Below are 12,122 nucleotides of genomic sequence, written 5' to 3'. Positions count from 1 at the left end.
ATTTTGCTCCCTTCTTTTTTATTTGAATTTGCTCGCCAAGGCGGCTAGCTTAGATGCCATGTCCGTTTCCGATTGTGAATTTGATCGATTGTTTCGATCACGCTTCGGTGTAGGATTAAGCTTTTCCTCGGTCTTCATTGACAGCCCTATCCTATTCCTCCGCTCATCGACCTCCGTCACGGTTACCAGCACACGTTGCTGTACCTTAACCACTTCATGCGGATCAGAAACATAACGATTAGCCAATTGGCTGAGATGCACTAAGCCATCTTGATGCACCCCGATATCGACAAAAGCCCCAAAATTAGTGATGTTGGTGACAATGCCCGGTAATTTCATGCCAACTCGGAGATCGGCAATGGTATGCACCCCATCTGTGAAACTGAAAGCTTCGAACTGCTCGCGGGGATCCCTGCCGGGCTTGGACAGCTCTCCTAAAATGTCGTTCAGGGTTGGCAAACCGACCTGTTCTGATACATATTTTTTCAAATCAATTTGCTTCCGGATCTCTTCGTTGGTCAAAAGGTCAGCAACATTACTGTTTACGTCCTTCGCCATCTGTTCAACCAAGGCATAGCGTTCGGGATGTACGGCAGAAGCATCCAATGGATGTTCGCCATGGCGGATACGCAAGAAACCTGCGGCCTGTTCGAACGCTTTATCGCCCAAGCGCGGCACCTTCTTCAATTCCTTTCGAGATCGAAAAGGGCCGTTGGCCGTGCGGTAGTTCACGATTTGCTGCGCTAAAGAAGGTCCCAACCCAGATATATAGGCAAGAATTTGCTTAGAAGCGGTGTTAAGCTCTACGCCAACCGCATTAACACATGATACCACCGTGTCGTCCAGGGCTGTTTGCAGTTTGTGTTGATCAACATCGTGTTGGTATTGTCCCACTCCAATCGACTTGGGATCGATTTTTACCAGCTCGGCCAGTGGATCCATCAAACGCCTACCAATCGATATAGCACCGCGCACGGTAACATCGTGATCCGGAAACTCCTCGCGTGCAACATCAGAGGCGGAGTAGATTGATGCACCAGATTCATTGACCATCACCAGCGTTACAGCTTGCATACCCAGTTTTCGCACAAACTCTTCGGTTTCCCGTCCGGCCGTTCCATTTCCTACGGCGATGGCCTCAATGTTATATTTATCTACTAGGTGCTTCACCGTCTTCGCGGCTTCAGCAGCGCCTCCTGCTCCCGTGTGCGGGAAAATTGTCGTGTTTTCCAACAAAGAACCTTGCGCATCAAGCACCACGGTTTTGCATCCTGTCCGAAAGCCCGGATCAATCGCCAACAATCGCTTTTGTCCCAAAGGCGCTGTCAACAGCAGTTGACGCACATTATCGGCAAACACACGAATAGCTTCTTCGTCGGCACGCTGTCGGGTCAAAACACGCACCTCCGTTTCCATGGAGGGCTTAAGCAAGCGCTTGTAACTATCGAGCAGCGCTAAACGAACCTGCGCAGATGCTTCGTCCTTACCTTTGATGTAACGCTGATCTATCATCGGTACAATATCCGCTTCATCCACCACAATATCCAAGTACAGAAGTTCCTCCTTTTCACCTCTTCGCATGGCCAGAACGCGATGTGACGGGGCGTCTTTCAGGGACTCGGACCATTCGAAATAATCCTTGTACTTTAACGCCGCCTCTTCTTTTCCCGAAACCACACGTGAGACGAAACGTCCTTTTTCCAAAAAGACTTTGCGCGCCAATGTTCTAACTTCGGTATCTTCGGCTATTTGTTCCGCAATAATATCACGGGCACCTGATAGCGCATCTTCGATTTTATCAACCCCATTTTCCACGCTCACAAAACGCTCAGCTAGACGAAAAATGTCGGGGTTATGCTGCTCCATTAACTGCTCGGCTAACGGCTGTAATCCTTTTTCCCGTGCAACCGATGCGCGAGTCTTCCTTTTCGGCTTAAATGGAAGGTAAATATCTTCCAAAATGGCCATCGATTCAGCCGACTTTACCTGTAGCTCCAATTCAGCGGTGAGCTTTCCCTGTTCATTAATCGATTTCAGGACTGCATCTTTTCGTTTATCCAGGTCTCGTAGCTGTTGAAGGCGATCACGAATGCTCGCGATCTGTACTTCGTCCAAGCTTCCCGTCATTTCTTTCCTGTAACGTGCGATAAATGGAATGGTCGCCCCTTCATCTAGAAGTGCGATCGTTGTGGACACCTGACGGTTGGTTACGCCAAGCTCTTGCGAAATGGTAATTTCGTATGCCATATTATAAAGTGTGTTCGATTACGATCATGGGGTTACGACAATCGGCGTTTTCAAGCATAACAGACCATGTACCGCCGCTCTAGTAGCAACGAAGCAACCTATCACCTTGGTGCAGATTGCTTCGTAAACATTCGTTCTTTAATACACGTATTCTGAATGGTTTAGCGTCCTATTGCGATAAACACCCGATCGTTTAAAGGTTGTAATTATACTTTTTTGGTGGAATCTTCAACAACCGTTTTGCTGACGGACGCTCCATCTGCTGCTTCCTCGGATGCGAAATGATCATTGTATCCGTATTGATAATGCTGATCACCCGTGCTTGGTTGTTGCCCCGGATCATGTTGATAAACATGATCTGGCGTACTGATTTGTGGCAATGCCTTTTTTTCCTCTTTGGCATTTCCCTCAGCGACGACTTCAGTAAGTTTCTCTTCCTCTTTTACTTCGGCGGATTGCTCGGCAATTTTAGCCTGCTCTTCCGGTGTTACATCCAAATCCTTCTCAAAGTTGTTGATCTGATCGGAAATTTCTCGCTTTATTCCTTCCGAAGCATCTTTAAATTCGCGGATCCCGCGTCCCAATCCCCGCGCCAATTCAGGAAGCTTCTTACCTCCAAACAACAGCAAGATGACGATGACAATCAGTATCATCTCTTGCGATCCAATATTCAAGAATCCTAAAGTCATTTCTTTTATTTTTAGTCTTTATAGTCATCTAAGGTAAGTGTTAATTTAATTATCCTCAAAATTTTGATGTAATTATTTAGTAACATTTCCTGACGATGCAAGCGTTCCTTGTGTGCAATTAACAGAAACAGTACAATTAGATAACGGTAGCAAGACCTGTAATGCCTATCTTTGTGGCCTTACTATGTTATATAAATATTACAAGCAAAATAAACACTTTTATTGGAGTGCGTTTGCGCTCGCGGGCCCGGTTGTTATCTCGCAATTGGGTCAGACATTGGTGCATACGGCCGACACTATTGTAGTGGGAAAATTTGCCGGAACCATCCCTTTGGCTGCAGTCTCGCTCGTGCATTCCGTGTTCATCGTCGTTATGGTTGTCGGCTTAGGTATCTCCTACGGGCTTACGCCGCTTATTGCACAAGCAAACGGGCAAGGTGATAAAGCGGCATGTGCAAAGTTGCTATCCAATAGTCTTTGGTTAAATATCGTTACGGCTCTTGTACTTTTCGCTGTAGTGAATTTCGGATCCATGTACGCCATGCAGCATATGGATCAAGATCCTAGGGTGGTCGATACGGCAAAACCCTACCTTTTTATCCTAATGTTATCCATTCTGCCCCTCATGGTATTCAATACCTTCAAACAATTTGCGGAAGGTTTAGGGTTTACAAAACAAGCCATGAACATTACCATTTGGGGAAACGTGTTAAATATTATTTTGGCGATTGTTTTCGTAAAAGGTTTTTTCAGACTGGAGCCGATGGGCATTGTCGGGGTAGGCTACGCGACGTTAATTGATCGTATTCTCATGATGGTCGCGATGTCGGTTTATGTGTTACGGTCAAGGCTATTTAACGTGTATATTGTTTCTTTCCAAGTTGGTCATATTGCCCTGCAAAAGATCAAAGCGATTTTTAAAATAGGTGCTCCCGTGGCCATGCAATATGTTTTTGAAGTAGGAGCGTTTGCGGCGGCCTCTGTTATTGCGGGCAAAATTGGAGCCGTTGAGCAAGCTAGTCACCAAGTTGCCATCACCCTTGCGGCAATGACCTACATGATGGCTAGCGGGATAGCATCGGCTGCCACGATAAAGACAGGGCATAATTACGGTAAAAAAAATATGGAGAGGGTGCAAAAGTTCGCAACGGTGTCTTACCATCTCGTGCTTCTGTTTATGGTCGTTTGTGCATTGATATTCACCCTCTTTAATCAATACCTCCCTTTACTCATCAGCGACGACCAAGCCGTGATTCGTATTTCGGCCCAGCTTTTGATCATCGCGGGCTTATTTCAACTTTTCGACGGAACGCAAGTGGTGGGATTGGGTGTTCTTCGGGGCATGGGTGATGTGAATGTGCCTACGCTCATCACCTTTGTCGCTTATTGGGTCATTGGAATCCCCTCGGCCTATCTTTTTGGAATCTACCTGCAGATCGGCATTCAAGGAGTGTGGTATGGCTTGACAATGGGTTTGTTGAGTTCTTCGGTTTTGCTTTATTTCCGGTATAAAACAATGATGCGCAAGCGCAAATCTGCCATTGTGCCTAGCCAACATCGCGCAATAACCGAATAAAAAAAAGCCAGAATCGGCGATTCTGGCTTTTTTTTATATTTCTCGATTGACATCCCAGCTTTCGAGGTAGTCTGCGACGCGTTTTAAAAACATACCGCCCAAGGCCCCATCAATTACACGATGATCGTAAGACATCGACAAATACATCATATGTCGAATAGCGATTACATCACCGTCTGCCGTTTCCAGTACTGCTGGACGCTTCTTTATCGTCCCAACAGCTAAAATGGCCGCTTGGGGCTGGTTGATGATCGGAAAACCCATGATATTCCCAAAGGCACCGATATTGGAAAAAGTAAACGTTCCACCTTGCGTATCATCGGGTTTCAGTTTGTTGCTCCTTGATCGGTAGGCCAGATCATTGACAGCTTTGCTCAACCCTACCAAACTCAATTGATCAGCATTCTTGATCACCGGAACAATAAGATTCCCCGTAGGCAGAGCCGCCGCCATCCCGATATGGATATGCTTCTTCTTGATGATTCGATGTCCATCCACCGAGACATTGATCATTGGAAAGTCCTTAATGGCTTTACTTATCGCTTCGATAAAAAGTGGCGTAAAGGTAATATTTTCTCCTTCACGTTGTTTGTAACTGTCTTTGACCTTATTTCGCCAGTTTACCAAATGCGTCACGTCAGCCTCTACAAAAGATGCCACGTGGGGTGATGTTTTTACGCTATGTACCATATGATCGGCAATCAACCTTCGCATACGGTCCATTTCAATTATTTCATCACCAGAGGTCGTTGGCAGCGCGGGCTGCTGCACGCTTTTTTGCGATTCTATCGACGTCGAAACGGATGTTGTATCGCCTGTTGAAGTATCATCAACTACCGGAGTTTTTACAGCATGACGACGGTTTGCGTTATTCAAGTAATCTAAGACATCTTGTTTGGTTACACGACCTTCAGCACCACTGCCAGCAATCTGATCCAATTCGTCCTTGCTTAACCCTTCCTCTTGCGCAATGTTCTTTACCAAGGGCGAGTAAAACCTGCCATTCGGCTTTTGGTTAGGCAATTCTTCCGATTCTTTATCCAACAGGTTGACTCCCGGAACCTCTTCATAACTAAACTCCTCAGCGCTTGATGAAGGATCTGCTTCAATGACTTCTTCATCCACTACCGGTCCCGGAGCTACGAAGTTGGGCATTGCATCATCCTCATCGCGAAGCACCGCGTCGTCGTTTCCCTCCACCTCGATCAGCGCAATCACATCACCCACCTGTACCACTTTATTCTCCTCAAATAAAATCTTTGATAACTTGCCTACCACTGGCGAAGGAACATCAGAATCTACTTTATCCGTTGCTATTTCAACAACCGCTTCATCCTCTGCTATGGTATCTCCCACAGCTTTCACCCACTTTGTGATGGTCGCTTCAGAAACACTCTCTCCCATTTTAGGAAGTAACAATTTATATATAGCCATAAGATATAAGTTCGTTGAACGATTTACTAAATTAACATTTAATCTACTTAATTCGTGTAAACAGAATATAATATTTTCGATTGGACTAAAATTAAAATATTATTCCATTTTCGCTCGTTCTTCTTTTTGGAACAAATTCCACAACATCGTTAGTCCGGCCATCGTTGCACGCTGGATATTGATACCACGATCGTTCTTATAGTACAGCGTCTTGCTGCATGTCTCGTATCGTCCTGCTACCGCTACACAGACCATGCCAACCGGCTTATCGGCCGTCCCCCCTCCTGGACCCGCAATGCCGCTGGTCGCGATGGCATAGTCGCTATGAAAGGTAGCCTTCGCACCGATAGCCATCTGTTCGACGATCTGTTCGCTCACCGCACCATGCGCCCTCAAGGTATCAGGATCCACGTGCAAGACGTCTACTTTCGCTTCATTGGAGTAAACTACTGCCGCACCCTGAAACATCTTGCTGGCTCCGGCTATCGCCGTAATCTGAGTCGAAATATTTCCACCCGTACAACTTTCTGCTGTCGAAAGGCTTAACCCTCGCTCGCCAAAAGTCTGTACGATAACTTCTTCAAACGAACAATCTTGTCTGGCGACGACGTTATCGGCTAATCGACTTGCAACCATGTCCGCTATGTTATCGGTGGCGCTTTTTAGCTGGTCATAATCTGTTCCTATTGCCGTAAAGCGTAAGCGAACCAAACCTAGCTTCGGCAGGTACGCCAATTTCACAAAGGGTGGCATCGTATCTTCAATATCAGCTATCTGCTGCGCTAGATGCGACTCGCCGATACCAATCGTCAAAATATGCGCATTGTACACAAATAGCTGCGGTTGCAACCGGCGGAGATCCGGGAGTACCCTGTTTTCTATCAGAAATTTCATTTCGAACGGTACACCCGGCAAAAAGGCGTAATATTTTCCATGCTGACGCAACGCCATGCCAGGAGCCGTACCTACATCATTGAATAGTATGTCGGCATTTGCCAGCACATCGGCTTGTTGTTTATTGATCTCCGGCATATCGCCGCGCCCCAATCGCTCGAACAGCTGCTGCACGTGAGCCAACACCTGCGCATTCCGCACCAATGTCGTATTGAAATAGGATGCAATCGTGCTTTTGGTTACATCATCCTTGGTCGGCCCAAGGCCTCCCGTGACAAGAATGATGTCGGCCCGCTGTTCGGCCTGCTCCAAAGCACCATGAATCGCTTGTGGGGTATCTGAAATGGAGCTTATTTGTACCACCCTAATATGCAACGGAGCCAATTGCTGTGCGATCCAAGCGGAATTTGTGTCTATGATTTGTCCATTGAGAATTTCGTCCCCAATCGTTATAATTTCTGCGTTCATCGGTTATGAAAATTTAAATGCTAGAAGCTTGTATGGCTTTCCCGCTTGGTTAGTTTCAGATCCTGCAGGATCGACGCCTTCGCCCTAATGGTGATGTTATAACTCTTATACTGCCCAAAAGGCGTCCAGCCGACAGACATGTCCCAACAGTGCAGATCACGGTAGATACTAAATCGAGTCAAGGAGACAGCACGTTGACGAAAATCATAACCCGTATTGAATTGCACTTTCCAATTGGGCGTCACATTAAAATCGCCATTCAGGTTAACGGTCGCCGTAACATTGTTGCGCATGCGCCTTGTCTCTTGATTAAAAGACTGGGAATAGTTCATACTGAACGACCCATTCAGGTTCCATGGGATATTGAAGTCAACAAAAGCATTGGGATCTGTACTGATACGTGCCAACGCATTGGCTTGATCGGGTGTCAGGTTGGGCATTTGGTTCCGGAGCGAATCGATGTTATTGTTCCGGCTTTTATTGGCATTCGGGTTTAAGCTATAATCGAAGGAAAGTCCAAAGCTGGTCAGCCGAGCCAGCTTACCGTCTTGTAGCGCGAAACGATCGATTCGCGCCCCATTTTCTCCAACAGTGTAAGGGTCGAACACACCATTAAAATTCAAGTTGATTTTCTCTTTGAATAGCGATGTACGACCCGAAAAACTTATGGTTGAAAGCTTCAAGGAGTCGGCCATAAAATTATAGTTACCACTAAAGGTAAGCCCCTGCAAAATTTTTATTTTCCTGAAACCTTTTCCTGTGGTATCATTGTCAGTACGTATCTTGGCTTCGACGTTATTATCCACGGAGAAGCCTATTCCCATTGAGCGGCCAGCGCTCGGCCCGCCATAAATACCTCCCTCGAAGATGGAGTAGCGCTCGGCCAAGCCATTTTGATTCACAAAATCCCTGTAAAAGCCATAGCGCGAATCGGAAAAATCCGGGCGGTAATTCAAGTTGACCGACGGCGTGATGACGTGGCGAATGGCTTCTATTTTGCCCATCTTCGGATACATACCATAAATTTTTGTAGCCAAGCCAGAGGAAACAGAATAATCGTATGCCCGTTGAAAACCCTGTACAGTATCACGCATTTCTGAGAAACCATTCTTTTCGTTCACCAAGCCTTTACGAATCGTTTGCAGGTACCAACGCTCAGTATAATTGACCGATGTATTGAACTGGAAATATTTGAAGGCATTCAAGTTGAGCGCAATAGGTATACTGTGTTGAAATCCGTTCGTAAAATTGTTCAAAGACTCTTTTCTAAACAGCACAGAATCCCCAGTGGAGATCGAATTTCGCCCCTGTAAACTATAACCCACCGTGATTCGCTGGTACCACTTTTGTTCTCCCACCCTTTTCTTGGAATCAAAGGGATTGAAGGTCGAAACGTTCAAACTGAACGTAGGAAGTTCCAGATCCACCTGCCCTGTACTCATGGTTTGGCGATGGCTTAAGCTGGATGTAAAGTTGACTTTTCCATCTGCAAATACCCGACCATACGAAATGGAGGACGACATGTTATTGTTTGTGATGTCGCGGTAGCTATTGGTGAGGTTAAACGCCGTATTTTGGTAATAGGTACTCGTACCGAAGTTAACGGAGGCAGAGAAAGACGTTCCCGGATTGGCCTCTTGCCGTTGTGTATGGTTCCAGGTAACGTTAAAATCTTTGTTGCGATTGTAGGTATCTGTGCCTTCCACGCCTGTAGGCGTAGAGGCATATCGAATATTGAAACCACCACTGTATTTGTAGTTCACGAGATAGTTTGTCCTAACGGTCCCCTCCCAAGCCCCTCTCGAAAAGACGCTACCACGAATTTCGGAATCCCAATAGTCGCTAAAGGCGAGATACCAGCCGATATCGCGCATCGCCAAGCCTCGCGTCGCATCTTCCCCGAAAGAAGGAAATAAAAAACCCGAAGCCCTTTTGTTTTGCCTCGGAAAGAAACCAAATGGAATAGCAGCAAACTTAATCGGAATATTTTCCACGACCAGATAGGCAGGCCCGACAATAATATGGTTACCCGCCAATAGACCTTTGGTAAATTGTATACCGAAATGCGTATGGGGGTAGGGCAAATTACAGGTGCTGTACATACCCGTTCGCAGGGAAAGCTCGTCGTACAGGTTTTTACGGACAACCTTCGCTTGGATGTAAGCGCCATCCTGCTCGGTCATAATACCATAGGTATTTCCTTCTTTTGTCTTATAGTCGTACAACAGGGAGTCGACCGATTTGGGCGTCTCACCTGGAAATATCACCACCGGCCGACCAACATACTTGCCATTGTGATCCGTTAGACCACTCGCAAAAAGTTGATTGGTATTTCGATCCAACCGAATGTAATCAGCAGATAGTTCAAACTCTTGATACTTAACTTTCGCGCCATTATACAGGTGAAGGATATTTTTACTGACTTCGTTCCACGCAGAATCGTTAGCCACGATTGTCACCATGGTCTCCAGTCCATCTTCCCCCTGCATCACTACCGTATCCTTCCCACTGCTCTCCTTAAAATCATTTTTTGTGCTGTCGGAGACAACTTTTGTGGTGTCTTGTACGTTAGAACTGTTAGTTTTGGCAGGCTGTGTAACCTGAGCGAGAGAGCTTGGCGCCAACGCAAACAGAAACACAATGCTGTAGAAAAAACAAGTTAACGCCTTCAATGTAAATTACGAATGTTATTTTTGTTTGATTTTAAACTTTCTTCCGGCAAAAATAGTCAAAAAAGATTTAGAAAGCGTGGCACATGAACACGAATAAGGAAAATAAAATTTTACGCTATTTTTGCACACTATTTAAACGAAGATATACCAGGATATTATACACATGACGAAAAATTTAAATGTAAAAAAATGGAATTTATTTGTTGCAGCGATTTTTACGTTAACCCTTACCATTTCTGCCACAGCCCCTCCTCCTGAGAAACCCCGACAAGCAGGAGGGTCTGCTCAAAAATTGCGCACCATCGTGTTGGATGCAGGTCATGGCGGCCATGATGCCGGCGCCCGCGGCAGGCAATCCAACGAAAAGGATGTCGCGCTCAGCGTAGCACTGAAGCTAGGAAAAAAGATTGAAGACGAAATGCCCGGTGTACAGGTAATATTTACGCGGAAAACCGATGTTTTCATTCCCCTTTACGAACGTCCAGCGGTAGCCAACAAAAATAAAGCTGATCTTTTCATCTCCATCCATTGCAACTCCGCAGACCGTGACCGCCGGGTAAAGAACAGTAGAGGGCGTTACGTGAATAGTGTGGTCCGCAATCCATCTGTGCGCGGAACGGAAACTTTTGTATGTGGTTTCAACCGCCTTGGAAGCCAGGATGTCGCCATACGGGAGAACGCGTCTATCCTTTTAGAAGACAACTATAAAGAGAATTATGGTGGTTTCGACCCGAAAGACCCTTCCAGTATGATCGTATTCCAGCTCATGAAAAATCAATTCCGAAGAGAAAGCATCAAACTGGCATCGAATATGCAAGACGAATTTGTAAAATCTTCCCGAGTGAACCGCGGCGTACAGGAGTTATCTCTTGCCGTATTGGCTACGGCTGGCATGCCCTCCGTTTTGACCGAGATTGGCTTCATCAGCAGCCCGGATGAAGAAGAATACATGCTATCGACAGCGGGACAAAGTGAAATTGTAACAAATTTATTTAATGCAATAAAAACATATAAAACAGCAACGGAACGCTAAACATTTAGTACATTAGTTTGTTGTTATTGCATAGTAAATTTAAATTTCGAATCGCATTTTGAAAGTATCTAACGAAACAAAAGTTGGCATCATCACCGTCGCTGCCCTCGCGCTATTATTTATAGGCTACAATTTCCTCAAAGGAAATGATGTATTCAGCTCCGAAAACGAGTTTTATACCGACTACGACAATGTAGATGGACTCACGGCCTCAAAGCCTGTTGTGGTAAATGGATACCAAATTGGACGCGTTTCGAAAATGGAACTTTTGGAAAACGGCAAGATAAGAACCCACTTCAAAATAAAAAACGACTACCAGATCCCTTCCAATTCGGTAGCGCGAATCGTGAGTGCCGATCTTTTAGGCAGCAAAGCAATTGTTTTTGAATTGGGCAACAGTACCACAATGGCAAAAGACGGGGACCCTTTGCTTTCTGATGTGCAAGCTAATCTTCTGGAAAAAGTAGAGCCTCTGCAGAAAAAAGTTGAAAATCTCGTCGTAAAATTAGACTCCGTTTTATCCGCGGTGAACACCGCACTGGATGACGAATTTCAACGTGATTTCAAAAGCAGTCTACACAGCATCTCTGTGTCCTTAAACAATATGGAGCGCATTACAAGCGATGTAGAAGGACTAATGGGATCAGAAAAAATTAGGCTTGCGCGTATCATGCAGAACTTGGAGTCTATCACAAACAACTTCAAAAACAACAATGACAAAATCAATAGTATACTCGCGAATCTCGACAACCTATCAGAGGATTTATCAAAAACCGAGATCAAGGCGACAATTGATAACGCCAACCAAGCGATGAAAGACATACAATCCATCACCACAAAAATCAATAACGGCGAAGGATCTATTGGTCTTTTACTGCATGACGACAAGCTATACAACAATTTGAATAATGCATCCGCAGAGCTCGACGGCCTGATCAAAGATCTGAAGGAACGCCCCGGTAAATATATCAGACTAAGCATATTTGGCAAGAAGGACACCAAGTAGGTTTGTATGATACGGACTTAACAGAAATAATTATAGGCTTCTCGGAAAATCGAGAAGCTTTTTTATTGGTCTCCATACTTTCGTAAAACAGCGATATTCGAGT

At 45.4% G+C, this 12,122-nt stretch carries 8 protein-coding genes; 3 read left to right on the top strand and 5 right to left on the bottom strand.

Features of this window, described 5'->3' with window-relative positions:
- Nucleotides 1-18: 18 nt before the first annotated feature.
- Complete coding sequence (locus tag IE165_RS00230; RefSeq protein ID WP_189624591.1) at nucleotides 19-2,247, bottom strand: Tex family protein; 2,229 nt, start codon at nucleotides 2,245-2,247, stop codon at nucleotides 19-21.
- Nucleotides 2,248-2,453: 206 nt separating this feature from the next.
- Nucleotides 2,454-2,936 (bottom strand): Sec-independent protein translocase subunit TatA/TatB, encoded by a 483-nt coding sequence (locus IE165_RS18595; RefSeq protein ID WP_189624590.1) that lies wholly within the window; start codon nucleotides 2,934-2,936, stop codon nucleotides 2,454-2,456.
- Nucleotides 2,937-3,120: 184 nt separating this feature from the next.
- Here IE165_RS18595 and IE165_RS00220 point away from each other — a divergent pair, with 184 nt between their 5' ends.
- Nucleotides 3,121-4,512 (top strand): MATE family efflux transporter, encoded by a 1,392-nt coding sequence (locus IE165_RS00220; RefSeq protein ID WP_189624589.1) that lies wholly within the window; start codon nucleotides 3,121-3,123, stop codon nucleotides 4,510-4,512.
- 33 nt (nucleotides 4,513-4,545) lie between these two features.
- On the opposite strand, the gene IE165_RS00215 is transcribed toward IE165_RS00220, so the two are convergent.
- The 3 genes from IE165_RS00215 to IE165_RS00205 form a co-directional block, all read right to left on the bottom strand.
- Entirely contained in the window at nucleotides 4,546-5,946 is a 1,401-nt protein-coding gene (locus IE165_RS00215; RefSeq protein WP_189624588.1) for a dihydrolipoamide acetyltransferase family protein, read from the bottom strand.
- A gap of 99 nt (nucleotides 5,947-6,045) precedes the next feature.
- On the bottom strand, nucleotides 6,046-7,308 hold the full coding sequence (locus tag IE165_RS00210; protein WP_189624587.1) for a competence/damage-inducible protein A: 1,263 nt from the start codon (nucleotides 7,306-7,308) through the stop codon (nucleotides 6,046-6,048).
- Between the two features lie 20 nt (nucleotides 7,309-7,328).
- Nucleotides 7,329-9,947: a putative LPS assembly protein LptD gene (locus IE165_RS00205; RefSeq protein WP_229826215.1), complete on the bottom strand. Its 2,619-nt coding sequence runs from the start codon at nucleotides 9,945-9,947 to the stop codon at nucleotides 7,329-7,331.
- A gap of 196 nt (nucleotides 9,948-10,143) precedes the next feature.
- On the opposite strand from IE165_RS00205, the gene IE165_RS00200 reads away from it, so the two are divergent.
- Both IE165_RS00200 and IE165_RS00195 read left to right on the top strand, forming a co-directional pair.
- Nucleotides 10,144-11,013 (top strand): N-acetylmuramoyl-L-alanine amidase family protein, encoded by an 870-nt coding sequence (locus IE165_RS00200; protein ID WP_189624585.1) that lies wholly within the window; start codon nucleotides 10,144-10,146, stop codon nucleotides 11,011-11,013.
- Between the two features lie 58 nt (nucleotides 11,014-11,071).
- Nucleotides 11,072-12,019 carry an MlaD family protein gene (locus IE165_RS00195; RefSeq protein ID WP_189624584.1) on the top strand — a complete coding sequence of 316 codons (948 nt, stop codon included), beginning with the start codon at nucleotides 11,072-11,074 and terminating at the stop codon, nucleotides 12,017-12,019.
- Nucleotides 12,020-12,122 lie beyond the last annotated feature (103 nt).

It is taken from the genome of Sphingobacterium griseoflavum, assembly GCF_014653155.1.
Classification (GTDB): Bacteria; Bacteroidota; Bacteroidia; order Sphingobacteriales; family Sphingobacteriaceae; genus Sphingobacterium; species Sphingobacterium griseoflavum.
Note: the sequence above shows the minus strand (reverse complement) of the source record. Positions and strands in the feature narration are given on the sequence as shown.

Coding starts and splice junctions, on each gene's coding strand:
- IE165_RS00210 (WP_189624587.1), bottom strand. CDS start 7,308: ATGAACGCAGAAATTATAACGATTGGGGACGAAATTCTCAATGGACAA.
- IE165_RS00215 (WP_189624588.1), bottom strand. CDS start 5,946: ATGGCTATATATAAATTGTTACTTCCTAAAATGGGAGAGAGTGTTTCT.
- IE165_RS00200 (WP_189624585.1), top strand. CDS start 10,144: ATGACGAAAAATTTAAATGTAAAAAAATGGAATTTATTTGTTGCAGCG.
- IE165_RS00230 (WP_189624591.1), bottom strand. CDS start 2,247: ATGGCATACGAAATTACCATTTCGCAAGAGCTTGGCGTAACCAACCGT.
- IE165_RS00220 (WP_189624589.1), top strand. CDS start 3,121: ATGTTATATAAATATTACAAGCAAAATAAACACTTTTATTGGAGTGCG.
- IE165_RS18595 (WP_189624590.1), bottom strand. CDS start 2,936: ATGACTTTAGGATTCTTGAATATTGGATCGCAAGAGATGATACTGATT.